Origin of the sequence: Paracoccus binzhouensis (genome assembly GCF_016446475.1) — a bacterium.
Taxonomy (GTDB): Bacteria; Pseudomonadota; Alphaproteobacteria; order Rhodobacterales; family Rhodobacteraceae; genus Paracoccus; species Paracoccus binzhouensis.
Map to the genome: position 1 here is coordinate 11,518 of NZ_JAEHFP010000021.1, position 25,428 is coordinate 36,945.

Sequence of the window (25,428 nt, forward strand, 5' to 3'; positions counted from 1 at the left end):
CTCGGCCCCGTCCGGGGCAAGGCCGCATAAGGCCGTCCGGGGCTTCTGTCAATGTTCTTCTGCAGGCCCGTGGTGCGGCCCGGGCCGGCAAAGCCTATTCCGCCACCCGGTATTCCACCAGTTCGGTGCGCTGCAGCCAGCCGAAATTGTCGTCCGAGATCAGGGTGATGCGGATGCCCTGCCCGTCGTGCCAGACCGAGATCCCCTCGAGGTTGTCATATTGCAGCGGCCGCGATTCCAGCAGCACCCTTTCGTTCGAGACGCCGCTGTCCGACAGGTCGAAGCGGCGGATGCGGGCGCGAAAGCCCAGGAGGCCCTTGAAGTCGCGCTCGAGCAGGTAGAAGCGCCCGTCCGGGCCGATATCGGCGCCGACCGCCAGCCAGTCGCCCGAGCGCGGGATCGAGAAGGGCTGGTCCCATTTGCCGTCCCGCCAGCGCCAGACCGGGAAGGGCCGGGTCAGCGCCCCGGACCGTTCGGGCAGGGTCAGGAGCGTGCCGTTGGGCAGGATCGCCAGCGCCTCCAGCGAGGAATTGCGCTGCATGGTCTTGAAGGCGGGCGGCCGGGGCAGGGGCTTGGCAGGGCTGTCGGGCGTGTCGTGACGGGCGATGCGGGTCAGCCCCTCGAAGCTGACCCAGATCGTGCCGTCGGGCGCGATGGCCAGCCCCTCGCTGTCGCCCTGCCAACCGGGTTTCAGCGGCTTGCCGGCGCTGTCGCGCAGCCGGGCGCGGCCGGCCAGCTCCAGCCCGCGGATGCGGCCCTGGGCGTCGCGTTCGACGCTGCCCCAGCGGATGGTGGCGCGGTCCGAGAGCGCGGTGAAGCGGCTGCCGTCGGCGCTGATCTCGATGCCCGAGAAGCCGCCAAAGCTTTCGTCCTGCAGCTGCCAGACATAGGTCGCGACGTAATCGACGCGCGGCGCCGGGGGGGCCGGATCGGCCGCGCAGGCCGAGGAGGCAGAGAGCAGCAGCAGCGACAGCGCAAGGCTCGGCAGGCGGCGGGGCCGCCCTCCTGCCAAGCCGCCGGCCGGGCCGCCGCGCCCTAGCGGGCGGTGGCGACGACCTGGCATTGACGGGGCATCTCGCTCAGCCGGAAGCTGCGGGGGTGGCGATAGTTCGGATCGGGCGGCACCGGCTTGACCCGGCTGGGATCGATGCGGTTCTTGATCCATTCTGCCGCCTCGGCGCAGCCGTCACCGGGGGGCGGCGCGTCCTGCTGTTGGCAGACCGAGCCCGCCGGGCAGGCCAGCCGGACGTGGAAGTGATAGTCGTGGCCGCCCAGCGGCCGGATCTTGCGCAGATAGCTGCGGTCGCCGGTCTCGGCCTGGCACATGGCCAGCTTGGCGACGGGATCGACGAAGATGCGCTCGACCCGCGGGTCGCGGGCGGCGGCGCGCATGATCGCCATGTGCCCGCCGCTCCACAGGGCCGAGGGCGCGGTGCCGGCCTTGTTCACCACCGATTGCGACGAGATCCTTTCGCGCTGCGCCGCGGTCAGGCGCAGGCTTTGCGGCGGCAGCATCCAGATGTCGGCGTCAAGCCCGGACTGGTGGCTGGCATGGCCCGAGGTCATCGGCCCGCCGCGAGGCTGGCCCATGTCGCCGATATAAAGCCCCTGCCAGCCGACCTGGCGCGCGGCCTGCGACAGGCCGATCAGGAAGCTGACCAGCTCGGGATGGCCCCAGTTGCGGTTCCGCGACAGGCGCATGGCCTGCCAGGTCGGGCCGGATTCCGGCAGCTGCACGGCGCCCGAGACGCAGCCCTTGGAATAGAACCCGATCGAGACCGGGGCGCCGCCGGTCGGGCCGGGGACGGCACCGAAGACGCTGCGGGCCAGCGGGTCGGCCCCGGCGGGCTGCGTCAGGCCAAGCCCGGTCAGCGCCAGCACGACGGCGGTCAGGAATTTGCGGATCACTGCTCGGCCCCTCCTTCTGCTTTGACCCAGCCTAGCAGAACCAGCGCCAGAAGGAACATCACGATGAGCGGAGAGATGCCGAGCCGTTGGCTTCCGGTCACATCCGTCACCACGGCGACCAGCAGCGGCGCCAGGAAGGCCGTCGCCTTGCCCGACAGCGCGTACAGGCCAAAGGCCTCGGTGGCGCGCTCGGGCGTGGTGTGGCGCACCATCATCGTGCGGCTGGCCGATTGCAGCGCGCCGCCGGCGCCGCCGATCAGTGCGCCGCACAGGAAGAACAGCGCATCGGGCAGGCGCGAGCCCTGGGCCAGCGGCAGGCCCAGGACCTGCTCGCGGCTCATGCCGGTCAGCAGGATGCAGACCAGGGTCAGCACCAGCGAGCAGGCGACGATGACTGGCTTCGGCCCCCAGCGGTGGTCGGCGCGGCCGCCGATCCAGCTGATGACGGCGGCCGAGACGGCGCTGACCACGCCAAAGACCCCGGCCAGGAAGACCGGCCAGCCCAGCACCGTGCCGGCATAGACGCCGCCGAAGGCGTAAAGCGCGTTCAGCGCATCGCGCGAGAACATCGACGAGGCCAGCCAGGCCGCCAGCGAATGCCGCCAGCGCAGGCTGGCAAGCAGCCGGCCCAGTTCCGCCACGGCCGCGCCAAGCCGCAGCGGCCGGCGCGGCCCCGGCGTCTCGGGCACCCAAAGCGCGAAGGGGAGCATGAAGACCAGATACCACAGCGCGGTGAAGGGCCCCGCTGCCCGCGTGCCCTCGCGCAGCGCCGGATCAAGGCCCAGCACCGGCGCGATGCCCAGCATGGTGTGGCCGGTCCGGGCGTTCTCGGCCAGAAGCAGCAGCACCACGGCCAGCGCGATCACCCCGCCGAGATAGCCGAAGGCGAAGCCCGATCCCGAGATGCGGCCGATGTCCCGATGCGGCGCCAGGCCCGGCAGCAGGGCATTGGTGAAGATGGTGGCGAATTCCATGCCGATCAGCCCGATCCCGAAGCTGACGATGGCCAGATGCAGGTTCGGCTGGTCCGGCACCAGGAACCACAGGCCCCAGGCGCCGGCCATGTAGAAGCCGGAAAAGATCCAGACCCAGACCAGCCGCCGGCCGGTATTGTCGGCGATGGCGCCCAGCACCGGCGCCAGCACCGCGATGATCACCCCGCAGATGCCCAGCCCGTAGCCCCAGAGCGACTGCGCCGCCGCCCCTGCCGCCTCGGGCGTCATGCCCTGCGCGGCATAGTGCTGGCGGGCGACCTCGGCGTAATAGACCGGGAAGATGAAGGTCATCAGCAGCGTCGCGAAGGGCTGGCTGGCCCAGTCGAAGAACCACCAGCCCCAGATGCGCCTGCGTTCCATGATGGTCCCCCGCCCCGTTTGCCGTTCGGGGCGCATAAGGCCCCAGCACGGTCAGGCTGGCAAGTCGGCATTCCGGTCGGCGGCCGCGATCGGCGGCAGCACCGGCGGCCAGGGCCGCTGGGCATCCGCCGCGATCCAGGCCTGCACCCAGCCCGGCAGTTCGGGGCTTTCCGGGTCGCGCCCGGCCGCCTGCATCAGCCGCGCCGGCGCGACGATGCCCTGGGCCGAGGTGATGGCGCCGCGCAGCAGCATGTGGTTGCAGCACTCGCCCGCCCGCCACATGCTTTGCTCCATGTAAAGGAAACGCGCGTCCCAGCCCAAGGTGCGCGAGACCATGGTGAAGCGCTGGAACCCCTTGATCCGCCGCCGGTAGCGCACGGTATTTCCGGCCACGGTGATGCCCCAGCCGTTTTCCCGCATCGTGTCGATGATGCCGGTGCGCACCGCCATGGGCAGCCGGCCGAGGTCGTAAAGCGTCAGCGTGCGGCCGTTGTTCAGCTCGATCCACGGGTCCAGGTCCCAGGGCCAGCAGCGATGGGTCGAGACATGCGCGTCCAGCACCCCGATCCGGGGGCTGCGGCGGAACTTCAGCATCTCCTTGGCAAAGCGGAGCATGGGATACATGGGCGGCGTCCTTCTGCCTTGGGCAACGCCGCGGGGCTAGCGGCGACCCGCCGGGGCGTCAATCGGAACGCTGCGGCCATGCTTGCGGCTTGCGCAAGGCGGATGCCTGCCTTACCTGTCCGGGGAACAGCCGGAAGGGAATGGAATGGGCACGCTCTACGAAGCCTTGATGCTGATACTCGACGTGGTCTGGTTCGTGATGATCGCCCATATCATCATGTCCTGGCTGATCAACTTCCAGGTGCTGAACCTGCGCCAGCCGCTGATCTGGCAGGTCTGGAACGGGCTCAATCGCCTGCTGGAGCCGATCTATGCCCCGGTGCGGTCGATCCTGCCCAATACCGGCGGGCTGGACCTGGCGCCGCTGGTGGTGTTCATCGCCATCATCATCCTGCAGCGCGCGCTCGCCAACAACGCCGGCTGGTTCTACGGCTTCTAGATGTCGGCCGCCCCCCTTCTGCGGCAGGTCTTCGGCTTCGACGCCTTCCGTCCGGGGCAGGAGGAGATCGTCGATGCCGTCGCCTCGGGGCGCGACGTGCTGGCGATCATGCCGACCGGCGGCGGCAAGTCGCTGTGCTACCAGCTGCCGGCGCTGATGCGGGACGGGCTGACGGTGGTGATCTCGCCGCTGATCGCGCTGATGCGCGACCAGGTGCGGGCGCTGACCGAGGCGGGCGTGGCGGCGGCGGCGCTCACCTCCGGCAATTCGGACGAGGAAAACAGCGAGGTCCTGCGGGCCCTCAATGCCCGCGAATTGCGGCTTTTGTATATGGCGCCCGAGAGGCTGGCCTCGGGCGCGACCATCCCGATGCTGCGCCGCGCCGGCGTGCAGGCCATCGCCGTGGACGAGGCGCATTGCGTCAGCCAATGGGGCCACGACTTCCGCCCCGACTACCTGCGCGTGGGCGAATTGCGCCGGGCGCTTTCCGTGCCGCTGGCCGCCTTCACCGCCACCGCCGATGCCGAGACGCGCGAGGAAATCGTCAAGCGCCTGTTCGACGGGGCGCCGCCGCAGATCTTCCTGCGCGGCTTCGACCGGCCGAACATCCACCTGGCCTTCCAGCCCAAGGACGGGCCGCGCCGGCAGATCCTCGACTTCGCCGCCGCGCGCCGGGGCCAGTCCGGCATCGTCTATTGCGGCACCCGCGCCAAGACCGAGACCCTGGCGGCGGCGCTGAACGACGCGGGCCTTGCCGCCGTCGCCTATCACGGCGGCATGGAGGCCGAGGCCCGGCGCGAGGTCGAGATCCGCTTCCAGCGCGAGGACGGGCTGATCGTCGTCGCTACCGTCGCCTTCGGCATGGGCATCGACAAGCCCGACATCCGCTGGGTCGCCCATGCCGACCTGCCGAAATCCATCGAGGCCTATTACCAGGAGATCGGCCGCGGCGGCCGCGACGGCGCCCCGGCCGAGACGCTGACGCTTTACGGCCCCGACGACATCCGCCTGCGCCGCGGCCAGATCGACGAGGGGCTGGCCCCGGCCGAGCGCAAGGCCGCCGACCATGCCCGGCTGAACGCGCTCCTGGGCCTGGCCGAGGCGACCGCCTGCCGCCGCGTCGCCCTGCTGGCCTATTTCGGCGAAACCGCATCGCCTTGCGGCAATTGCGACATCTGCGACAGCCCGCCGGAATGTTTCGACGCGACCGAGGCCGCGCAGAAGGTGCTGTCGGCGGTGCTGCGCACCGGCCAGACCTATGGCGCCGGCCATGTCATCGACGTGCTGACCGGCACCATGACCGACCGCATCCGCAGCCGCGGCCATGACCGGCTGCCGACCTTCGGCTGCGGTCGCGACCTGTCGAAGCCGCAATGGCAGGCGGTGATCCGGCAGATGCTGGGCCGCGACCTGATCCGCCCCGACCCGGAACGCCATGGCGGACTGGCGATCACCGTCGCCGCCCATCCGGTGCTGCGCGGCGAGGAGCGGATCACCCTGCGCCGCGATGCCATGACCCGCGCCCGTCCCGCCGTGGTGGTCCGCGCCTCGGTCGACGAGGAGGACGCGCCGCTGCTCTCGGCGCTGAAGGCCAAGCGCCGGGCCCTAGCCGAGGCGGCGCGGGTGCCGGCCTATGTCATCTTCCCCGACCGCACGCTGATCGAGATGGCGCAGAACCGTCCCAGGACGCTGGACGAGATGGCGCGGGTGAACGGCGTCGGCGCCAGGAAGCTGGAAAGCTATGGCGAGGAGTTCCTGCGCGTCATCGCCGGCGAGGTGGCGCCGATGCACCCGGCGCGCCGGGCGCTGGCCGGCCGGGCCTCGGGGGCATTGTTCGACCGGCTGGCCGCGGCCCAGGCCCGGCTGCTGCGCGGCGAGGATGGCACGGAAAAGCCGCTTTCGGTCGGCAATTCCGCCCTGCGCCGCATCGCCGAAGACCGGCCGCGCGATCTGACGCGCTATCTGGACCCGGCGCGGCTGGAGCGTTTCGGCGCCGCCTTCGCCGCCGAGATCGCCGCCGATCCCGAGGACTGAGCGGGACCAACGGCCGGGGGTTCGGCGCGCGCGGTGTATCGCCGGGACCGAAAGCGCTGGCGTGGCCAGGCGGCACCGCTCCGATGAAGAGCCCCCGCACGCCAGGCGATCTCGCTCTTGCCGCGATCCGCGGCCCGCCGGGGGATAAGCTTCCGGCAAGGGCGGCGGGGCTGTTCGGGGGCGGTCACGTTTCCGCCGCCACCGGGACGCAACGCGCGACATTTGCGAGAAGGTTCTTCGGCCTCCCTTGGCCCGATGGATCCTCGCATGGACATTTCCGGGGAAGGGCGACCATCGCTTCCGGCAATGCGTTCCGGTCAGGATGGAACTGCCGGAGGACTTCCACCAGCGCAGGCCGCCCTTCGTTTCCGGCAATGCCTTTCCCGGTCGGTTTCGGCATGGTCTCCGCCCCCCGCTTGGCGCCGATCCAAGCTCCGCACATGTGCCCGCCATGCCCGACGCAGGCCATCACAGGCCCCCTGCCTCATTCATGCGCGGCGGCGCGGGCGCGGTCCTCGGGGCTGGGCATCGGGTCGCCCTCGGGCGGGCGCACGCCGAACACCGCGCAGTAAAGCGCCGGCACGAAGATCAGCGTGACCAGCGTGCCGGCGATGATGCCGCCCATCATCGCGAAGGCCATTGGCCCCCAGAACACCTGCCGCGAGATCGGGATCAGCGCCAGGCTGGCCGCCGCCGCCGTCAGCAGGATCGGACGGGCGCGGCTGTCCGAGGCCTCGAACACGGCGTTCCAGCGGGAATGGCCCTGGGCGATCAGCTCCTGGATCTCGTGCACCAGGATCACCGAGTTGCGGATCAGGATGCCGATCAGCGCCAGGATGCCCAGGATGGCGACGAAGCCCATCGGCACGCCGAAGGGCAAAAGCGCCGCGACCACGCCGATCAGTCCCAGCGGCGCGGCGGCAAAGACGATGAAGGACAGCCGGAAGCCCTGCATCTGCACCATGACCAGCAGCGCCATGACCAGCAGCATCACGGGGACCACCGCCGCGATCGGTTCCTGGCTTTCGGCCGAGGTCTCGACCGTGCCGCCGACCACCACCTTGACGCCCGGCGGCAGGGTCTGCCGGAACGCCGCCACCCGCTCGGCCAGCGCCGCGACCAGCGTGGCGGGCTGGTCCTTGCTGGCGATGTCGGCCTTGACCGTCACCGTCGGCAAGCCGTCGCGCTGCATGATCAGCGGCTGCTCGGTGCCGTATTCCAGCTTGGCCAGCGAGGCCAGCGGGATCGGCGTGCCGGTCGGCGTCGCCAGCTGCAGGTTCTGGATCGATTCCAGCGATTCGCGATCGGCCTGCGCCCCGCGCGCGGTGACGTCGATCAGGAAGATGCCGTCGCGCAGCTGGGTGATGGTGCGGCCGGTGAAGGTGCCCGACAGCGCCCCCGAGATATCCTCGTTCGTCAGCCCCAACCGCCGGGCCTGGTCCTGGTTGACCTGCAGCCGCACCACCCGGGCGGGGTCGTTCCAGTCCAGCGCGATGTCGCGCAGCCGCGGCTCGGTCGCCAGCACCGCCGCCAGCGCGCGCGCCGCATCGCGGGCCTGGCCGGGATCGGCGGAGGAGACCCGGTATTGCACCGGCTTGCCGACCGGCGGCCCGATCTCGAGATTCTTCACATAGAGATCGGTGCCGATGAGCTGGTTGCGACCGAACGCCATCAGCCTGGCCTTCAGGCGGTCGCGCGCCGCAAGGTCGGGGGTCTGGATCACGATCTGGCCCATATAGGGCCCGGGCGTCGGCACGTCCATGGACAGCACGAAGCGCGGCGCGCCGCGGCCGACATAGGTGGTCCAGAACAGCGCATCCTTTTCGTCGGCCAGCATCGCCTCGATCTTCGCCATGTCGGCGTCGGTCTTGGCGATCGAGGCATTGGCGCGCTCGGTCACGTCCACGATGATCTCGGTCCGGTCCGAAGTCGGGAAGAACTGCTGCTCGACGAAGCGCATCCCGAAGACCGAGGCGCCGAAGACCGCCAGCGTCATGGCGATGGTCAGCCATTTGCAGCGCATGCCCCAGAGCAGCAGCCCGTGGAAGCGCCGCCGCAGCCAGCCCGGGCCATCGGCCGCGTGCTTCATGCGGGCGGGCAGCAGGGTCACGCCCAGAAGCGGCGCGAACAGCACGGCCACGATCCAGCTGACGATCAGCGAGACGGCGATGACCACGAACAGCGAGAAGGTGAACTCGCCCGCCGCCGAATTGTTGAGCCCGATGGGGATGAAGCCCGCGACCGTGACCAGCGTGCCGGTCAGCATCGGGAAGGCGATGGAGCTCCAGGCGTAGCTGGCGGCGCGCTCTAGGCTGTCGCCGACCTCGAGCCGCGAGATCATCGTCTCGATGGCAATCATCGCGTCGTCGACCAGCAGCCCCAGCGCGATGATCAGCGCCCCCAGCGAGATGCGCTGCAGGGTGATGCCGTAGATGTCCAGGATCACGAAGGTGATCGCCAGCACGAGGGGGATGGTCAGCGTCACCACCAGCCCGGCGCGCAGGCCCAGGCTGACGAAGCTGACCAGCAGCACGATGGAGACCGCCTCGACCAGGGCCTGGACGAAATGGCCGACCGCCTCGTCCACCACATGCGGCTGGTCGGCGAACTTGGCCATCTCGATGCCGATGGGCAGGCCGCGCGCCACCTCGGCCATCAGCGCGTCGACCTGCTTGCCGAATTCCAGGATGTTGCCGCCGTCGCGCATGCCGATCTGCAGGCCGATGGCCTCGCGGCCGTTATAGCGGAACAGCGCGCTCGGCGGGTCCTCGTAGCCGCGCCGGACGGTCGCCACGTCGCCGATGTTGAAGAAGCGGTCGCCGACCCGCAGGTTCACCGCCGCGATCGAGGCCGCGTCGTCGAACTGGCCGCCGACCCGCACCAGAACCTGTTCCGGCCCGGCCTGCACGATGCCCGAGGGGGTGATGGCATTCTGCACCGCCAGGGTCTGCACCACCTGATTATGGTTCAGACCCATCGCCGCCAGCCGCGCCGTGGAAAACTCCAGGTAGATCTGTTCCTTGCGCACCCCCAGAAGCGCGGTCTTGCCGGCCATGGGCAGGGCCTGCACCTGCTTGCGGATGTCCTCGACCCGGTCGCGCAGCTCGCGCTGGGTGAAGCCGTCCGAGGTGAAGGCATAGATGTTGCCGAACACGTCGCCGAAATCGTCGTTGAACTGGAAGCCTTGGAATTCCTGGGGAAATTCTGGGCGGATGTCCGACATCATGCTGCGGACCCGCTTCCAGACCTCGGGCACCTGCGGGCCGCGGATCGTGGGGTCCAGTTCCAGATAGACGATGGACTGACCGGGCATGGTGACCGAGCGGGTGAATTTCAGTTCGTCCAGTTCCTCGAGCTTGGTCTCGATGCGGGTGGTGACCTGGTCCAGCGTGTCCTCGATGGTGGCGCCGGGCAGCGAGGCGCTGATCACCATGATCTTGATGGTGAAATTCGGATCCTCCTCGCGCCCCAGGCGCAGATAACCGAGCGTGCCCGCCACCATCGAGACGATCAGCAGGAACCACACCAGCGAGCGGTGATGGAGCGCCCAGTCGGAGAGGTTGAAGCCGCGTTCCGTCATGGTGTCACGCCTGGTCCCACGGATTGGCCCTCGGTCAGGGAATGGATGCCGCGGATTACCACCTCCTCGCCCTCGTCAAGGCCGGATTCGACGGTGACGCGGCCGCCCCGCGCCGGACCCTGGACGGCGATCCCGCGCAGCGCGACCCGGGCGTCATTGCCGGTGCGGTCGACCACCCAGACATGCGGGGCGCCGTTGCGATCCAGGATGGCCGCCTGGGGCAGGACCAGCCGGGCCGTGGCGGCGCTGCCGGGGCGGGCGCGGACCAGCGCGCCCAGGCGCAGATCGGCATCCTCCGGAAGCGCCAGGTGGATCCGCCGGGTCCGGGTGACGGCATCGGCCACCGGCTCGATCTGCGAGACGGTGGCGGGCAGCAGGCGGTCGGGCTCGGTCTCGGACCAGACCTCGTAGGGGTCGCCGTGCCTGATCCGCGACAGCGCGATGTCGGGCAGGTCGATCACCGCCTCGATGCCGTCCTGGGCAGACAGCCGGACCACCGGCTCGCCCGCGCTGACCACCGCGCCGGCATTGGCGAAGACGGCGCTGATCACCCCGTCGAAAGGTGCCCGCATCTCGGCGAAACCCTCGGCATCGCGGGCGCGGATCAACTCGGATTCGGCCTGCTGCTCGGCGGCCCGGGCGGCGGCCAGCGCCCGCTCGACCTGTTCAAGCTGCGCGGCCGAGGCGACGTTGCGCCGCGCCAGGGCACGGGTGCGGTCGGCTGTGGCCTGGACGGTGCGCAGCTCGACCCTTGCGGCATCGACCGCGGCCTGCGCGGCGCGGACCTCGCCCCGCAGGTCCTCGGGGTTGAGCGTGGCCAGCACCTGGCCCTTGCCGACCGTATCGCCGATATCGACATTGCGCGCCGTCACCCGGCCCAGGGTCTGAAAACCCAGCGCCACCTCGATCCGGGCCGCGATCACCCCCGGCACCGAGGCGCCGGCGGTCATGTCGTCGCTGACCACGATGCTGACCACCGGGCGCGGCGGCGGCTCGGGCGCGGGCCGGGGCTTGCGCCAGGGCAGGTCGAAGGCCGGCGCACCCTGGGCCAGCACCAGCGAAAGCAGCAGGGCAAGGAGGGCGGGCCTGCGCATCATTCCCCCCCGGCCGCGGCGGCGGCGTCCGTGACCTTGCGGCCCGGATAGAGCATCTGCGCGCCGGCGCCGACGACGATCTGCCCCGGCCGGACCCCGTCCCTGAGGATCACCATGCCGCTGGTGAACCGCTCGATCTGCACCGGCGCCAGCGAGACGCGGTTCCCGCCATCCACCAGCCAGACCGCCGGCCGGCCATCGGCCGCGGTCAGCGCCGTCCAGGGCACGGCAATGCCGTTGCCGGCCGGGTAATGCACCGCGCCCCGGACCGCAGCGCCCAGCAGGCTGACGGTGGTGGGGGCGTCCTCGATCTCGGCGCGGACCGTGACCGAGCCGGTGGCGGGATCGACGAGCGGCGCGATCTCGGTGACATGGGCGGTCATGCGCAATTCGGGGAAGTCGATGCCGGAAAGCGAGACCGGAGCGCCGATCGCGCCGCGCAGAAGCGGCGTGTCGGCGGTCTGGAACACCGCCTCGCGCCCGGTGGCCGAGGCGAGCGAGAGCACTGCCTGGGCCGCGCCGACGATCTGCCCCGGCTCGGCCTTGCGCGCGGTCACGATCGCATCGGCGGGGGCGCGGATCACCGTATCCTCCAGCGCGCGCTGCGCCTGACCCAGGGCGGAACGCGCCTGCGCCAGCCCGCCGGTAGCGGCCGAAAGCCCCTGGCTGGCCGCGTCCAGGGCGGCGCGGGTGCCGACGCCGCGCCTCAGCATGGCCTCGGCGCGTTCCAGCGCCTGCCGCGCCTGGGCCTCGGTCGCCTCGGCCGCGGCGACCGAGGCCTCGGCCACGCGCAGCGCCTGTTCCTGCTGCAGCGGGTCGGTGCGGGCCAGCGCCTGGCCCTTGCTGACGCGGTCGCCCTCGCGCACCAGGACCTCGGTGATGCGGCCGCCCTGGCGAAAGCCCATGTCGACGCTGTCCCTGGCGGCGATGGTCCCGGTCAGGGCGGCGTCGAAGGTCAGTTCGGTGCGCTCGACCGCGACGAATTCCACCGGCAACGGCGCCTCTGCCCGAAGGGGGGAGGCGAGTGCCAGGAAAGCCAGGATCAGCATGGTCAGGCGCGGCATGTCAGCCCCGTCTCATGGGTTTGCAGAACTGATGCCCAAAATCCGGGCCTGAGGAAAGCCCCCGGGCCGGTTGACCTTACGGCCGCAGGGCGGTTCCCGCCAGAGTGCCCGTGACCTTGGCGGGCCGCATGACCGCTTCGGATCACTGGTAGCTGCGCACCAGCGCCGCCGCGACCATGCCCCAGCCGTCGACCACCAGGAAGAAGGCCAGCTTGAAGGGCAGGGCGACGACCGCCGGCGGCACCATCATCATCCCCATCGACATCAGCACCGCCGAGACCACCAAGTCGATGATCAGGAAGGGCAACGCCACCAGGAAGCCGATCTCGAAGGCGCGCTGGATCTCGCTGAGCATGAAGGCGGGGACCAGGACCGACAGCCGGTCGGGCGGCGCCTGCGGCTCGGGCGAGACCTCGGCCAGCGTGACCAGCATCTCGGGGTCGGTGCGCTGCTCCATGAAGCCGCGAAAGGGCACGATGCCGCGTTCGAAGGCCTGCTCGACGCTGATGCGGCCATCGCGCAGGGGGGCGCCGGCGACGGTCCAGGCCTCGGTCAGAACCGGGTTCATCACGAACCAGGTCAGGAACATGGCCAGGCTGACGATCAGCATGTTCGGCGGGGATTGCTGTAGCCCGATGGATTGGCGCAGGATCGACAGCACCGTCACGATGAACGGAAAGCAGGTCACCATGATGGCGATGCCCGGCGCCAGGGCCAGCGCGGTCATGACCGCAAGCAGGGTGATGGAATGCCGGCCGATGCCGCTTGCCACCGCCTCCAGCCCGGCGCCGTCCAGGGCCAGGTTCTGGCTCAGGTCCTGGGCCGCCGCGACATGCGGCAGCAACAGCCCGGCGGTGATGAGGACGAGGCGGATCACGCCGCGCCTGCCGGCCCGAGGATGCGGACGCAAAGCCGGTTGTCGGCTTCGTCGCCCGAAACCAGCTCGCCCTTGGCGATGACCTTGTCGCCGACGCAGATGTCCACGCCGTCCGACATGTCCTGGTCCAGGGTCAGGACGTCATCCGGGCGCAGGCGCGAAAGCTCGGCGACGGAAAGCTGCGTGCCGCCCAGCCGGATGGTGATTTCCACCTGGATCTGCTCGGTTGCAATCAGGCTGGCAAGATCGTCCATGATCACTCCTCGGTCATGATGTCGTCGATGATGGCTGTCAGGTCGGTCGCGACCCGCGCCGGATCGAAGGCGATCCGGCCCTGGCTGCAGAGCAGCTCGACCATGCGCGCCCCGGCCGGCAACTCCTCGACCCGCGCCCCGGCAAACCCGGCCCGGTCGAGACAATCCGCAAGGTCCGGCTGCAGATCGGCGGGGCAGCGCAGGATGAGCCGGCAGTCCGGCGCATGTTCGACCAGCCGGGCGATCTCTGCCGCCAGGGCATCCCGCAGCCGCTCGCGCTCGGAGCGCGGGGCGAGGAGCGCCACGATGGCCTGCAGGACCGGGGCCAGGCCGGCACTGATTTCCCGGCGCAGCGCCGCCTCGGCCTGCCGGGTGGCGAGCATGTCCTGCCGCATGTCTTCCAGCGCCCGGGTCAGGGCGTCGAGGCTGCGCTCCCGCCCCTCGGTCAGGCCCTGTTCATGGCCGCGGTGAAAGGCCGCCTCGACATCGGCGGCGGTCATCGGCCGTGCCGGCCGGGCCTGGGCCGCGGCGAAGGAATCAAGGCGCAATGCAGCGGGTCTCACAGCGCGTCCTCACGTTTCTCGATCCAGCCGGAGAGGATCTGCAGGCTTTCGTCCTTGCGCGATTTCATCAGTTCCTTGAGCCGGCCGACCGGATCGCCGCCGCCTGCGACCGGCGTGAAGTCGACCTCCGGCACGATTTCGGCAACCGCTGCGACGGCGGCGGCGGTCTCGGCCGCGGGCTTGCCGGCCTCGATGGATTTCACCCCGGCCGGGCCTGACTGGTCCAGCGCCGCCAGGGCGGGATGGCCGGCCGGCCGGGCCCGAAGCAGCGGCCGCAGCAGGAACGCCGCCAGCGCCAGGGCAAAGAAGCCGACCAGCAGGATGCGGATGAAGCCGTTCAGGTCCAGCCTCGACAGCAGCCCGCCCTGGCTGGCCAGCGTGCCCGCCTCGGACAGCGAGGCGAAGGGCAGGGACTTCACGGTGATCGCATCGCCACGGCCTTCGTCGAAACCCACCGCCGAGGCGACGAGTTCGCGAAGCGCCTGCAACTCGGCCTCCTCGCGCGGGACCAGCGTGGTCTCGCCATTCGCATCGGTGCGGGCGACGCCGTTGACCAGAACCGCGACCGTCAGGCGGCGGGTGGCGCCGGGCTGGCGCGTGACCTCGCGCGTGAGCGTGCTGACCTCGTAATTCGAGCGCTGGCGGGTGGCGGAGCGCGAGGATTTGCTTTGTTCGCCGCCGCTGTCCTGGCCCTCGGGCAGGTTCGAGGCGGCGGTGACCGCGCCCTGCTGCGCATTCGTGCTCTGATCCGCCGTCTCCTCGGTCTCCTGCGAGATCAGCGCCCGCTGCTGCGGGTCATAGCGCTGTTCGGTCAGCAGCTCGGATTCGTTCACCACGTCCAGATGCAGTTCGACGATGGCATTGCCGCTGCCGACATGCGCGGCCAGGATGCGCTCGACATTGCGCTTCATGTCGGCCTCGCGATCCTCGCCGGCGAATTCCTCGCCCGAGGACACCACGCCACGTTCGCTGTCGATTACCGCCACCCGGTCCGCCGACATGCCCGGAACACCAGAGGAAACCAGGAATTTCAGTGCTTTGGCCTGGCTGCGACTGATGGCGGTGCCGTCGGTGGTCAGCGTTACCGAAGCGGTCGCCTCGGCCTCGCGGCGGTAGCCTCGGCCGCTGGGAACCGCCAGGTGGACCCGGGCCGAGCGGACATTGGGCAGGGCCAGGATGGTGCGGGCCAGCTCGCCCTCCTTGGCGCGCCAATAGGCGGCGTCGAACATCTGCGAGGTGGTGCCGAAGCCCGACATGCCGTCCAGGATCTCGTAGCCGGTGCCGCCGTTTGAGGGCAGCCCCTCGCCGGCCAGCGCCATGCGCAGTTCGTCGCGGCGGCCTTCCTCGACCCAGATCGAATCGCCGCGGATCTCGTAGGGCACGCCGGATTTCTCGACCGCTGCCATTACCGCCCCCGATTGCTGCGGGTCGAGCCCGGAATAGAGCAGCGCCATGCCCGGCCGGCTGGCCATCCAGGACAGGCCGGCAATCGCCGCGAACGTGAACAGGAAGGCCGCGGCCAGGATGATCTTCTGCTTCGCGCTTCTCTCGCGCCAGTAGTCCTGCAGCTTCAGCAAAACCGCCCCCTTCCCGAATCGGCGTGATCTTCGTCGGGGCCCTTCTTGGCACAGGGGCGATTAAGAATTGGTTAGCCCGCGGGTGCTATCCAGACCGCAGACGGATGGAGAATCACCATGAGCGATGTCGCCGACATCAACACGGAAGAGAAATCCGGCAGGGGGCTTGGCCGCATCCTTCTGCCGCTGGGCCTGGCGCTGGGCCTGGGCGGGGCGGGCTTCGCCTCGACCTGGCTGGGCTTCTGGTCGCCGCTGTCGCTGCTGGCCCCGCAGCAGGAAACGCCGGCCGCCGAGGCGGCGCTGCCCGCCGTGGTCTTCGTCGACATTCCGCAGATCGTGCTGACCCTGGCCGGGCCGCGGGCGCGGATGCTGGTGATGACGGTCAAGATCGAGACCGACCAGGCGCATCGGGCCGAGGTGGATTACCTGACCCCGCGGCTTCTGGACACCTTCAACAGCTTCCTTGCGGATATCGACGCCTCGGCCTTCGAGAAGCGCGGGATACTGGACATCCTTCGCGACGAGATGGCGACCCGCGCCGTCTTTGTCCTGGGCAGGGAGGCATTCACCGACATCCTCATCACGGAGTTCCGGATCCAATGACGATTGCCCAGCTTTTGCAGGTGGTTCTGATTGCCTTCACTGTCGGATTGTCGGCCTTCTGCTTTGCCCTGGCGCGGCGGTTGCGCAAGCTCAACGATCTCGAGACCGGGCTGGGCGGCGCCATCGCGGTGATGACCAGCGAGATCGGCCGGCTGGAGAAATCCATCCTGCTGGCCAAGGCCGAGGCGATGGCGGCCACCCGCGCCCTGTCCGACGAGATCGAGCGCGCCAAGGAGGAGCGGGCCTTCTGGATGCTGCAGCAGAAATTCGCCGAGGCCGGCCCGGCCCGGCATGTCCGGCTGCAACGCCGCCGCCGGCGCGAGGGGGCGCATCTCGATGCGTAGGCCGGTCCTTTCCTTCCTGGGCGGCGTCCTGGTTCTGGCCGCCGCGGCGCAGGCCGTCATGCTGATGGACGGCACCGCGCGCCTGAAGGCCAATGCCGAACCGGCCGAACTGATGGCCGGCTGCACCGACGTCCCCGAGGCGGTGGCCCTGGCCGAGACGCTGCGCACGCGCGCGCTGCGCATCGACCGCTACATGCAGGAGATCGAGCGCCGCAAGGCCGAGATCGCCTTCGCCGAAAAGCAGCTGACGAAGAAGCTGGTCGAACTGCGCAAGCTCAAGCAGCAGATCGACCGCGACGACCAGGGCTATGCCCAGGCCCAGACCGAGGACATCGCGCAGCTGATCGCCGTCTACGACCAGATGAAGCCAGAGCAGGCGGCAATGGTGCTGTCGAACCTGCCGCCCGATTTCGCCGCCCAGATCCTCGCCCGTGTCCAGCCCGAGACCGGCGCGCGCATCATGGCCTCGGTCGAGCCGGGCCAGGCAGCGGTCCTGACCTCGTATATGGGCGCAATCCGTGCCAGAAAGTAGGTAGCCCATGATCGGCATGATCGGCATCGTCGTGACCTTCGCCATGGTCTTCGGCGGGTATATTATGGCGGGCGGCAAGCTGGGGGTGATCCTGCACTCGCTGCCCTTCGAGATGATGATGATCGGCGGCGCGGCCATCGGCTCGTTCCTGCTGTCGAACGAGACGGCGGTGATCAAGCAGGCCCTTGTCGGCATGGGCCGATCGCTGAAGGGGCCGCGCTGGCACGAATCCGACCTGCAGGACGTGCTGTGCCTGCTGTTCCAGCTCTTGCGGATCGCGCGCTCCAGTCCCGTCGAACTCGAGGAGCATATCGAGAACCCGGAGGCCTCGGCGATCTTCCAGGCCTATCCGCGCATCCTGGCGGACGAGCATGCGGTGACGCTGATCGCCGACACGCTGCGTTCGGCCAGCCTGAACTACGACGATCCCTATCAGGTCGAGGAGATGCTGTCCCAGCGCATCGGCCTGATGAACGAAGAGGCGATGCACGCGCCGCATGCACTGCAGAACATGGCCGATGCGCTGCCGGCGCTGGGTATCGTCGCGGCCGTCCTCGGCGTGATCAAGACCATGAGCGCCATCGACCAGCCGCCCGAGGTGCTGGGCAAGATGATCGGCGGCGCCCTGGTCGGAACCTTCCTGGGCGTGTTCCTGGCCTATGCGATCGTGGCGCCCTTTGCGCAGCGGCTCTCGGCGGTGATGAAGCAGGACCAGGCCTTCTACGACGTGATCAAGTCCGTGCTGGTCGCAGGCCTGCACCAGCATGCCACCAACCTCTGCGTCGAGGTCGGACGCCAGACCGCGCCCGACCATGTCCGCCCCTCCTTCGGCGAACTCGAGAACGCGCTGCGCGAACTGAAGAGGGCATCGTGATCGCCATGCTGATCCTGTCCACCGCGCTTGCGGCCGCTTCCCTCGAGGGGAGCTGGACCCGCGATGCCATGATCCGCGACGCCAAGGAGCGGCTGCTGAACGGCGAGGACCTGCCGCCGGAGCTTGACGAGCGGCTGATGCGCCTGCCGCCCGCCGACCGCATCGAGGTGTTGATCTTCCTGCGCCGCTCGGGGATGATGACCGGGCCGGGATGGACCGCCGAGCGCCTGCTGGCGCCAGCCAGAACCGGGGAAAGCCGATGAGCATCGCCGAAACCGGCCAGGGCGCGGCACTGGCCACGCGGCCGCTGATCATCACCGGCGTGCTGGTGCTGATCGTGCTGTCCATGGTCATCCCCATTCCGGCGACGCTGCTGGACATGGGGATCGCGCTGTCCATCGCCACCGCGACGCTGATCCTGGTCATGGCCTCGCTGGTCGAGAAGCCCACGGATTTCCAGGCCTTTCCGGTGCTGCTGCTGGTCTCGCTGCTGATCCGGCTGTCGCTGAACATCTCCTCGACGCGGCTGATCCTGACCCATGGGCAGAACGGCCCCTCTGCCGCGGGCCATGTCATCGAGGGCTTCGCCGAATTCGTCGCCGGAGGCTCGCTCCTGGTGGGGCTGACGGTCTTTGCCGTCATCTCGGTGGTGAATTTCATGGTGATCACCAAGGGGTCCGGGCGCATGGCCGAGGTCTCGGCCCGGTTCGCGCTGGATTCGCTGCCCGGCAAGCAGCTCGCCATCGACGGCGACCTCAATTCCGGCGCCATCGACCACGAGGAAGCCAAGCGCCGCCGCATCCGTGAACAGCGCGAGATCAGTTTCTTCGGCTCGCTGGACGGTGCCTCGAAATTCGTCAAGGGCGATGCCATCGCCGGCCTGATCATCACGATGATCAACCTGTTCGTCGGCCTGGCGGCAGGGGTGCTGGTACACGGCATGCCGGTGGGCGCGGCGATGACCACCTATTCCAAGCTGACCATCGGCGACGGGCTGGTCAGCCAGATCCCGGCGCTGATTACCTCGATGGCGGCGGCGCTGCTGCTGTCGCGCGGCGGCGCCACCGAGACCACGGCCGACCTGCTGTCCCAGCAGCTGCTGAGCAACTGGCAGGTGCCCTTCGTCTGCGCCGGCGGCATGGTCCTGATCGGCCTGGTGCCGGGCATGCCGATGCCGATCTTCTTCGGCCTGGCGGCGCTGCTTGGCGGCGCGGCCTGGTTCATCCGTTCCAGGAAGCTGCCGGTCCCGGCCGGGGAGGCGCCGGCGGCCGAGCCGGCGGCAACCGCGGCCATGGCGCAGCCCCGCATCGGCGACGTGCTGGACACCGACGAGATCTGTGTCGAGATCGGCGCCGGGCTCATTCTTGCCGCGCTCGATCCGGCGCGCGGCCTGGGCCAGCGCATCACCAACCTGCGGCTGCATATCGCCCGCAGCTACGGGCTGATCCTGCCCGACGTGCGGATCACCGACGGCATCGGCTTCAACGAGGGGGACTATGTCATCCGGCTGCAGGGCGTGGTGCGCGGCAAGGGCACGCTGCGGCCGCTGGGTATCCTGGCCCTGGGCTCCGAGGCCACGCTGGAGGGCCTGGCCGGGGAAAGCGTGCGCGAGCCGGTCTATGGCAGCGCCGCGCGCTGGATCCCGCCAGACTGGCAGGACGAGGCCGCCATCGCCGGCGCCACGGTGGTCACGCCGATGGAGATCTTGTCCACGCATCTGATGGAGGTGGTCAAGACCAACCTGCCGGCGCTGCTGACCCTGTCCTCGATGCAGCGCATGATCCGCGAGCTGTGCAGCGTCTCGGACGAGCATCGCGCCCAGCTGAACCAGCGCTTCTTCGACTGCATGGTGCCGGACAAGGTATCGCCCGAGATGCTGCTGGCGGTGCTGCGCGGCATGCTCGAGGAGCGGATCTCGATCCGCAACCTGGCGCTGATCACCGATGCGGTGCACGAGGCCCGCAACGCCCCCAGCCCCGAGGCGGTCTACGAACAGGTGCGCAAGCGCCTGCGCGGCCAGATCACCGAGCAGTTCCTGGACGAGGGCGGAACCCTCAGCATCCTGCAGCTGCACCCGCAATGGGAGGCCGAGATCACCCGCGCCGAGGCCGAGGCGGCGCGCAGCGGCGCCAGCATCGTGCCGCAGATCCAGAAGCGCCTGGCCGAGGCTGTGCAGGTCGCCCTGCGGGGCCTCCTGGACCCCGGGGTCGAGGCGGTGCTGGCAGTGCCCGATCACCGCCGCCGCCTGATCCGCATGATGCTGGCCTCGGCCGGGGTGGCGACGCCGGTCCTGGGGCTGGACGAGATCGATCCCTCGGCCCAGGTCCTGCTGCGCGGCACGGTCGCGGCATGAGCCAGCTCCTTGGCGATCCGCGCCTGGCCGCCAGCCTGACGGCGCTTCTGCTGGTCTATTGCCGGGTGCAGGCCTGTTTCCTGATGCTGCCGGTGTTTTCCGAACGCGGGCTGCCGGTGCGGGTCCGCGCAGCCCTGGCAATGGCGGTGACGCCGCTGTTGGCCGAACATGCCCAGCCGGTCGCCGCCGCCGATACGCTGCTGCGGCTGGCCGCGCTTGCCGGGGCCGAGATCCTGACCGGGCTGGCGCTGGGCGGGCTGGTGCGGCTTTTCGCCTTGGCGCTGGACGTGGCGGCGACGGCGATCGCCGCCACCGCCTCGCTGTCGCAGCTGGTCGGGGTGGCCAATGAATATTCGCCGCATCCGATCGGCAATCTGATGCACCTGGCGGGGCTTGCCGTGGTGATGGCGCTGGGATTCCCGGTGCTGGCCTGCGACCTCTTGCGGGAAAGCCTCAGCCTGCGGCCCTTGGGCGCCTGGCCGCAGGTCGCCGACATCCTGCCGCATGCGGTGGCGCTGGTTCGGCAAGGCTTCGTGCTGGCGATGCTGCTGGCCTCGCCCTTCATCCTGGGCGGATTCCTGTTCCAGGTCCTGTCGGGCATGATCAGCAAGGTGATGCCCAACCTGCCCGTCGTGTTCATCGCCGCCCCGGGGGCGATCCTGCTGGCGCTGCTGGCGCTGGCGGTGCTGACGCCCTCGATCCTGTCGGTCTGGGCCGAGGCGGTCCTGGACGTCATGCAGGACCTGCCCTGATGAGCGAGGATGACGACGACAAGCAATACGACGCCTCGGAAAGCAAGCTGCGCAAGGCCCGCGAGGAAGGCGACGTGCCGCGCTCGGCCGAGCTGCAATCGGCGCTGATGTATCTGGGCTTCTGGTTTGCGGTGATCTTTGCCGCGGCCTGGGCGGTGCCGGCCTGGGTCAGGATGGCTGCCAGGGCCCTGGGCAGCGAGCCCTGGCCGGATGCCGCCGGCCGCTCGGTCATGGATCTGGCGCGGGCCCTGGCCTTGCAGGCGGGCGGGGCCACGCTGGCGGCGGTGGCGATCATGGCCCTGCCGATCCTGCTGGGGATCGTGGTGCAGCGCTCGCTGGTGCTGACGCCCAAGAAGCTGCTGCCCGATCCCAAGCGGATCAACCCGTTCCGGAATGCCGGCCAGAAATTCGGCAAGAGCGGCCTGGTCTCCTTTGCCATCTCGCTGGGCAAGGCGCTGCTGGTCGGCGCCGGCGGCTGGTTTCTTTACGGCGCGCTGCTGTCCTGGCTGATGCGCTCGGAAAGCATGGCGGAGCTGCAATGGGTCGAGGCGCTGGGGCTGATCCTGCGCCGCGCCATCTGGCTGGCGCTGGGCATCGGCATCGCCTTTGCCGGCATCGACCTGCTGTGGAAGCGGCTGGAATACCTCAAGCGCCACCGCATGACCCGCCGCGAGATGCAGGACGAGCACAAGGAAAGCGAGGGCGACCCGCATCTTAAGGCCGCGCGCCGGCAGAAGGGCGTGGACATCGTGCTGAGCTCGATGCTGGCCGATGTGGAAAAGGCCGATGTGATCATCGTCAACCCGACGCATTACGCCGTGGCGCTGGAATGGAAGCGCGGCAGCGGCCGTGCGCCGGTCTGCCTGGCGAAGGGGGTGGACGAGGTCGCCCGGCGCATCCGCGAGCGCGCGAACGACCATCGCGTGCCGATCTGGTCGGACCCGCCCTGCGCCCGGGCGCTGCATGCCACGGTCGAGATCGGCGCCGAGATCCGGCCCGAGCATTTCGCCCCGGTGGCCGCGGCGATCCGTTTTGCCGAGGCGATGCGCAAGAAGGCGCGCGAGGGCTGGGGGGCGCCGATGCGGCGCAAGGAGGGCGGATGAGTCGCGAGAAACAGGCATTGGCCGGGCTGGAGCGCATCGCTCGCTTGAAGGCCGATCTGGAGTTGCGGCGCTTCGCGGCCTTCCGGGCCCATGTCGATGCGGCGCGACAGCGGATTGACCAGCTTGGCCAGGCGCTCGAGACGCTTTACGGCGCCGAGACCGGCTTCTCGATCGCCGAGGCGCGGCTGGCCAACCTGCTGGCCGGCGAGCGCAGCCGGGCCCTGCTGTCCGCCGAGCGCGATCTGGAACGCATGCTGCCCGGCTATGAGGCGGCGCGCCAGGCTGCCGCCCGGGAATTCGGCCGCGCCGAGGCCGTCCAGGCGCTGCGCGAGACCCTGGCCGCGCGGGCCAGGCAGGACCGGATGCGGCGGAGCGGCGCGCCATGAGCGGCCTTGGTTTTGCCATCGCCCCGCGCCTCGGCCCCGGTGGACGCGCGGATCGCCGTCCCGTCGTCGGGATGGCCGCGGAGACGGGGCTTGCGATGCGCTATCCGTGCGGAAGGCCGCGCTCCGGCCGAACCACCTGTGCCGGACCGACATCTCGGATGGTCGGCCTGCGCCGCTGCCACCTGTGCCGGTGCGGGCGGCTTGCCGTGCGGCCGCGCCCATCCCGGCCGGAGCGGGCGGCATCGGCCGTGTCACGGCAAGTCGTGTCACGCCAAGCCATGCTGCGCCCGGCCATCGAACCATGCCGGATCATGCCGCTATTGGGCCGCGCTGCCTCACCCGACGCCGTGCCGGGACGCGCCGCCGACCCTACGGCGGCGGGGTTCCCGATGGCCGCCGAATCACATTGGAGGGGTGCGTTGCGCTGGCGCCGCCGTTGCGGCAATCCGGCGCGGCCGGTCGGGGCCGGGGTTTTCCCATCGGGCCCCGCGCCGGAAGGGGATTATGCGCAATTCGACGAAACTCGCCCTGTGGATGAATTGCGAAATCGGGCACTTCGCAGCCGTCCTGCGGGATTCTGGGCGGAAAAATGCCCATTTTCCCTTTGCTTCGGCGCTATCCGGTGCGGTATCGGGACGGGCCGTGGATTGGCTATTGATCCATGGCGGTGCTTGGGCCATCCATTGCAGACGATTTGTACATAATGGCGCCACGGCGCAGAAGCTTTGCAAGAATCCGGCTCCTCCTTTATGAAGGAAGGACCCGGCCAGGGTTGCGTTTGCGGTGTCTGAGTAGGTGTTCCGCCGGTTTCGCGGGGCAGGGTTAAGGAGTAGGAGGGTTGTCGAGGATGCCCAGGGCACTTCCCGTGGCACGCGGCCGCAAATTCGCGCAGGTGCTGGAAGGCGCCCGGAAAGTCTTTCTTCGCGACGGTTTCGAGGGGGCGAGCGTGGACGAGATCGCCCGCGAGGCCAGCGTCTCCAAGGCGACGCTCTACAGCTATTTCCCCGACAAGCGCGTCATGTTCATGGAGGTCTTCCGCAACGAGCTGGCGCGCGAGGCCGCCGATGCCAGCGCCCTGATCGAGGTTGACCTGCCGGTCAAACAGGTGCTGCCCTTCATCGTGCAGATCATCTCGGCGCACATGATCTCGGAATTCGGGCTGCGCATCTATCGCGTCTCGGTGGCCGAGGCCGAGCGCTTCCCCTCGCTGGCCCGGGAATATTACGAGGCCGGCCCGACGCTGCTGCGCCAGCAGCTGGTGCGCTATTTCGATCGCTGCATCCAGCGCGGCGAGCTGCGCATCCCCGACCTGGAACTGGCGGCGGACCAGCTGATCGAGCTGTCCAGCGTCCGCATCCATGATCGTGCCCTGTTCCTGGGCCCGCAATCGGTGGACAAGGACCTGCTGCGCAAGGTCAGCCGCAGCGCCGTCGCCATGTTCCTGGCCTGCTATGGCTGCGGCAGCGACTCGCTGGCCGCAGCGGCGGAATAGCGGCCGGATGCGGTCGCCATGCAACGCCCGGCGCCACCTTGGGGCGGGCTGCTTCTCATTTCCGCGCGCAAGGCCTATGATGCGGCGACAGAAATTCTCGCACTGGATGACTGCCTGATGACTCGAGCCCTGATCGCCCTTCTTGCCCTTGCCCCCCTGGCGGCCTGCGCGCCGGCCTATCAAACCGCGCCCGAGCCGGTGCCGGCCGTCGCGCCGCTGCCGCCGGTGCCCGTCGCCAACGTCAGCGGGCTGGAATCGCGCGAACCCGACGCCTGCCATGCCAAGGACTATGTTTCGGCCCTGGGCCAGCCCGGCACCATCATCCCGTCGCTGGGGGTGACGCGCGACTATCGGGTGGTCGAATATCGCGGCATCGAGCCGCAGGAATACGATCCGCTGCGCATCGTCTTCCGCCTGGACGCGGCGGGCAACATCTACAACATCGACTGCGGCTGAGGACAGCGGGATGAGAAGGCTTTTCCTGCTGGCGCCGCTTTGCGCCTTGGCCGCCTGCGTCCCGGCCGAGCCCCCGGCACCAGCGCCGCAGCCCGCGCCCGACAGTTGCAAGGCGGCGCAGTTCCGCGGCCTGATCGGCCAACCGCGGGCGGTGCTCGGGGCGATGACGCTGCCGCAGGGCAGCCGCATCATCGGCCCCCGCGATCCGGTGACGGCGGATTTCCGCGCCGAGCGGATCAATTTCGAGATCGGCAAGGACGGCCGGATCGCCAAGATCGGCTGCTATTGAGACCGGAAGGGCGCCCATGCGGCGCCCTTTCAGCATTGCCAGGCCCTATCGGCATTGCCGTGCCCGCCCCTCGCCCGACAGGGCAAACCCCGATTCGCCGGGGCCGCCGATCCCAAGGCCCGCTCGCCGGTCGCTTGATCAGCGCGGCGCGGGCGTCAGGAAGCTGCCCGAGCAATCGCGCCGTGCATCCACCCCGCAGGCGCGGGGTTCCAGCTCGCGGGTCAGGCAGATGCGGACCTCCTGCAGGGCGCGGTCGCGGCAGGTGACGGTGATGCCGTCGCGGGTCAGCGCCGGATTGGCCTCGATGAAGGCCGCCTCGACCACCTGCGCGGGCAGGGTCACGTCGCGATCGAGCCGGCGCAGCGGCTCGGGGATCGCGATGGCCCCGGCCGCCTTGCGGGTCAGCGCGAAATAGTCCCGCGCCGGCAGGCCCGAGCAGCGGCCGTGCTTCTTCCACTGATACCAGGCCAGCCCGCCCGAGCCCATGACATCCGCCATGGCCCGGGTCTCGCGCCGCGAGGGGTCGCGGGCGCCGGTCCGGCAATCCTCGGGCCAGCCGCGCTCGTATTGCGGCCAGAGGCCGTGCACGACGAAGCCGATGCGGCGGCCGGCATCGCATTGCGCGGCGTCCTCGGCATCGCCCTCGGCCCGGCACCAGCTGGGCGACCAGCTGAGCGACAGGATGTAATAGTCGAAGCGCCCGGCGACGTCCTGGGCCAGGGCGGCGGGGGCAAGCAGCAGGGCGGCGGTTGCGGCAAGGGCTTTCATGGCGCCGAACCTAGCGCCGGCCCCGGCGCCGCGCCACGAAATTCAGGCTTTATTTCGGCCTTTTCTGGCCCTATATAGCGCGTCAATCCCCCGAAAATGGAATGGCA

At 69.7% G+C, this 25,428-nt stretch carries 26 protein-coding genes; 14 read left to right on the plus strand and 12 right to left on the minus strand.

The genetic code is table 11. The features are described from left to right. Nucleotides 1-94 precede the first annotated feature (94 nt). The 4 genes from I9P22_RS07475 to I9P22_RS07490 are packed head-to-tail and all read right to left on the minus strand — an operon-like array spanning nt 95 to nt 3,887. The gene (locus tag I9P22_RS07475) at nt 95-1,063 is read right to left on the minus strand and encodes an esterase-like activity of phytase family protein (RefSeq protein WP_199258745.1); all 969 of its coding nucleotides are present in this window, start codon (nt 1,061-1,063) and stop codon (nt 95-97) included. Further along, on the minus strand, nt 1,036-1,908 hold the full coding sequence (gene mepA / locus I9P22_RS07480; RefSeq protein WP_199258746.1) for a penicillin-insensitive murein endopeptidase: 873 nt from the start codon (nt 1,906-1,908) through the stop codon (nt 1,036-1,038). Before mepA ends, I9P22_RS07475 begins: the two co-directional genes overlap by 28 nt. After that, on the minus strand, nt 1,905-3,263 hold the full coding sequence (locus tag I9P22_RS07485) for an MFS transporter (RefSeq protein WP_199258748.1): 1,359 nt from the start codon (nt 3,261-3,263) through the stop codon (nt 1,905-1,907). Before I9P22_RS07485 ends, mepA begins: the two co-directional genes overlap by 4 nt. A gap of 51 nt (nt 3,264-3,314) precedes the next feature. Further along, nucleotides 3,315-3,887 (minus strand): acyl-CoA thioesterase, encoded by a 573-nt coding sequence (locus I9P22_RS07490; protein ID WP_199258750.1) that lies wholly within the window; start codon nt 3,885-3,887, stop codon nt 3,315-3,317. 145 nt (nt 3,888-4,032) lie between these two features. Here I9P22_RS07490 and I9P22_RS07495 point away from each other — a divergent pair, with 145 nt between their 5' ends. Both I9P22_RS07495 and recQ read left to right on the plus strand, forming a co-directional pair. Continuing rightward, on the plus strand, nt 4,033-4,326 hold the full coding sequence (locus I9P22_RS07495; RefSeq protein ID WP_028711586.1) for a YggT family protein: 294 nt from the start codon (nt 4,033-4,035) through the stop codon (nt 4,324-4,326). Continuing rightward, the gene (gene recQ, locus I9P22_RS07500; protein ID WP_199258751.1) at nt 4,327-6,360 is read left to right on the plus strand and encodes a DNA helicase RecQ; all 2,034 of its coding nucleotides are present in this window, start codon (nt 4,327-4,329) and stop codon (nt 6,358-6,360) included. It begins immediately after the preceding gene. 484 nt (nt 6,361-6,844) lie between these two features. On the opposite strand, the gene I9P22_RS07505 is transcribed toward recQ, so the two are convergent. The 7 genes from I9P22_RS07505 to fliF form a co-directional block, all read right to left on the minus strand. Beyond that, a complete protein-coding gene (locus tag I9P22_RS07505; RefSeq protein WP_199258753.1) occupies nt 6,845-9,940 on the minus strand; it encodes an efflux RND transporter permease subunit in 3,096 nt (1,031 codons plus the stop codon). After that, on the minus strand, nt 9,937-11,034 hold the full coding sequence (locus I9P22_RS07510; protein WP_233253271.1) for an efflux RND transporter periplasmic adaptor subunit: 1,098 nt from the start codon (nt 11,032-11,034) through the stop codon (nt 9,937-9,939). The genes I9P22_RS07505 and I9P22_RS07510 overlap by 4 nt, the downstream gene beginning before the upstream one ends. After that, a complete protein-coding gene (locus I9P22_RS07515) occupies nt 11,034-12,098 on the minus strand; it encodes an efflux RND transporter periplasmic adaptor subunit (RefSeq protein ID WP_199258757.1) in 1,065 nt (354 codons plus the stop codon). The genes I9P22_RS07510 and I9P22_RS07515 overlap by 1 nt, the downstream gene beginning before the upstream one ends. Before the next feature lie 142 nt (nt 12,099-12,240). After that, on the minus strand, nt 12,241-12,975 hold the full coding sequence (gene fliP, locus I9P22_RS07520; RefSeq protein WP_199258759.1) for a flagellar type III secretion system pore protein FliP: 735 nt from the start codon (nt 12,973-12,975) through the stop codon (nt 12,241-12,243). Next, on the minus strand, nt 12,972-13,229 hold the full coding sequence (locus I9P22_RS07525; RefSeq protein ID WP_199258761.1) for a FliM/FliN family flagellar motor switch protein: 258 nt from the start codon (nt 13,227-13,229) through the stop codon (nt 12,972-12,974). Before I9P22_RS07525 ends, fliP begins: the two co-directional genes overlap by 4 nt. 2 nt (nt 13,230-13,231) lie before the next feature. Next, on the minus strand, nt 13,232-13,729 hold the full coding sequence (locus I9P22_RS07530) for a hypothetical protein (RefSeq protein ID WP_233253272.1): 498 nt from the start codon (nt 13,727-13,729) through the stop codon (nt 13,232-13,234). 59 nt (nt 13,730-13,788) lie between these two features. Continuing rightward, nucleotides 13,789-15,369 carry a flagellar basal-body MS-ring/collar protein FliF gene (gene fliF / locus I9P22_RS07535; protein ID WP_199258765.1) on the minus strand — a complete coding sequence of 527 codons (1,581 nt, stop codon included), beginning with the start codon at nt 15,367-15,369 and terminating at the stop codon, nt 13,789-13,791. A 117-nt stretch (nt 15,370-15,486) separates the two neighbouring features. Between fliF and I9P22_RS07540 the strand changes: the two genes are divergently transcribed. The 12 genes from I9P22_RS07540 (at nt 15,487) to I9P22_RS07595 (ending at nt 24,553) form a co-directional block, all read left to right on the plus strand. Then, nucleotides 15,487-15,972, plus strand: coding sequence for a flagellar basal body-associated FliL family protein (locus I9P22_RS07540; protein WP_199258767.1), 486 nt, complete (start codon nt 15,487-15,489; stop codon nt 15,970-15,972). Further along, nucleotides 15,969-16,316 (plus strand): hypothetical protein, encoded by a 348-nt coding sequence (locus I9P22_RS07545; RefSeq protein ID WP_199258769.1) that lies wholly within the window; start codon nt 15,969-15,971, stop codon nt 16,314-16,316. Before I9P22_RS07540 ends, I9P22_RS07545 begins: the two co-directional genes overlap by 4 nt. Beyond that, on the plus strand, nt 16,309-16,848 hold the full coding sequence (locus I9P22_RS07550) for a MotE family protein (RefSeq protein ID WP_199258771.1): 540 nt from the start codon (nt 16,309-16,311) through the stop codon (nt 16,846-16,848). Before I9P22_RS07545 ends, I9P22_RS07550 begins: the two co-directional genes overlap by 8 nt. A gap of 7 nt (nt 16,849-16,855) precedes the next feature. Further along, a complete protein-coding gene (motA, locus tag I9P22_RS07555) occupies nt 16,856-17,722 on the plus strand; it encodes a flagellar motor stator protein MotA (protein WP_199258772.1) in 867 nt (288 codons plus the stop codon). Between the two features lie 5 nt (nt 17,723-17,727). Beyond that, nucleotides 17,728-17,985 (plus strand): hypothetical protein, encoded by a 258-nt coding sequence (locus I9P22_RS07560; RefSeq protein ID WP_233253277.1) that lies wholly within the window; start codon nt 17,728-17,730, stop codon nt 17,983-17,985. Then, nucleotides 17,982-20,075, plus strand: coding sequence for an FHIPEP family type III secretion protein (locus I9P22_RS07565; protein WP_199258776.1), 2,094 nt, complete (start codon nt 17,982-17,984; stop codon nt 20,073-20,075). Before I9P22_RS07560 ends, I9P22_RS07565 begins: the two co-directional genes overlap by 4 nt. Beyond that, nucleotides 20,072-20,827 (plus strand): flagellar biosynthetic protein FliR, encoded by a 756-nt coding sequence (locus tag I9P22_RS07570; RefSeq protein ID WP_199258778.1) that lies wholly within the window; start codon nt 20,072-20,074, stop codon nt 20,825-20,827. Before I9P22_RS07565 ends, I9P22_RS07570 begins: the two co-directional genes overlap by 4 nt. Beyond that, nucleotides 20,827-21,930 carry a flagellar type III secretion system protein FlhB gene (gene flhB / locus I9P22_RS07575; RefSeq protein WP_199258780.1) on the plus strand — a complete coding sequence of 368 codons (1,104 nt, stop codon included), beginning with the start codon at nt 20,827-20,829 and terminating at the stop codon, nt 21,928-21,930. Before I9P22_RS07570 ends, flhB begins: the two co-directional genes overlap by 1 nt. Continuing rightward, nucleotides 21,927-22,316: a hypothetical protein gene (locus tag I9P22_RS07580; RefSeq protein WP_199258782.1), complete on the plus strand. Its 390-nt coding sequence runs from the start codon at nt 21,927-21,929 to the stop codon at nt 22,314-22,316. Before flhB ends, I9P22_RS07580 begins: the two co-directional genes overlap by 4 nt. Nucleotides 22,317-23,163: 847 nt before the next feature. Further along, entirely contained in the window at nt 23,164-23,808 is a 645-nt protein-coding gene (locus tag I9P22_RS07585) for a TetR/AcrR family transcriptional regulator (protein ID WP_199258784.1), read from the plus strand. A gap of 117 nt (nt 23,809-23,925) precedes the next feature. Continuing rightward, nucleotides 23,926-24,264 carry a hypothetical protein gene (locus I9P22_RS07590; protein WP_199258786.1) on the plus strand — a complete coding sequence of 113 codons (339 nt, stop codon included), beginning with the start codon at nt 23,926-23,928 and terminating at the stop codon, nt 24,262-24,264. 10 nt (nt 24,265-24,274) lie between these two features. Then, the gene (locus tag I9P22_RS07595) at nt 24,275-24,553 is read left to right on the plus strand and encodes an I78 family peptidase inhibitor (RefSeq protein WP_199258788.1); all 279 of its coding nucleotides are present in this window, start codon (nt 24,275-24,277) and stop codon (nt 24,551-24,553) included. A 138-nt stretch (nt 24,554-24,691) separates the two neighbouring features. On the opposite strand, the gene I9P22_RS07600 is transcribed toward I9P22_RS07595, so the two are convergent. After that, on the minus strand, nt 24,692-25,321 hold the full coding sequence (locus I9P22_RS07600; protein ID WP_199258790.1) for a ribonuclease T2 family protein: 630 nt from the start codon (nt 25,319-25,321) through the stop codon (nt 24,692-24,694). Between the last annotated feature and the right edge of the window lie 107 nt (nt 25,322-25,428).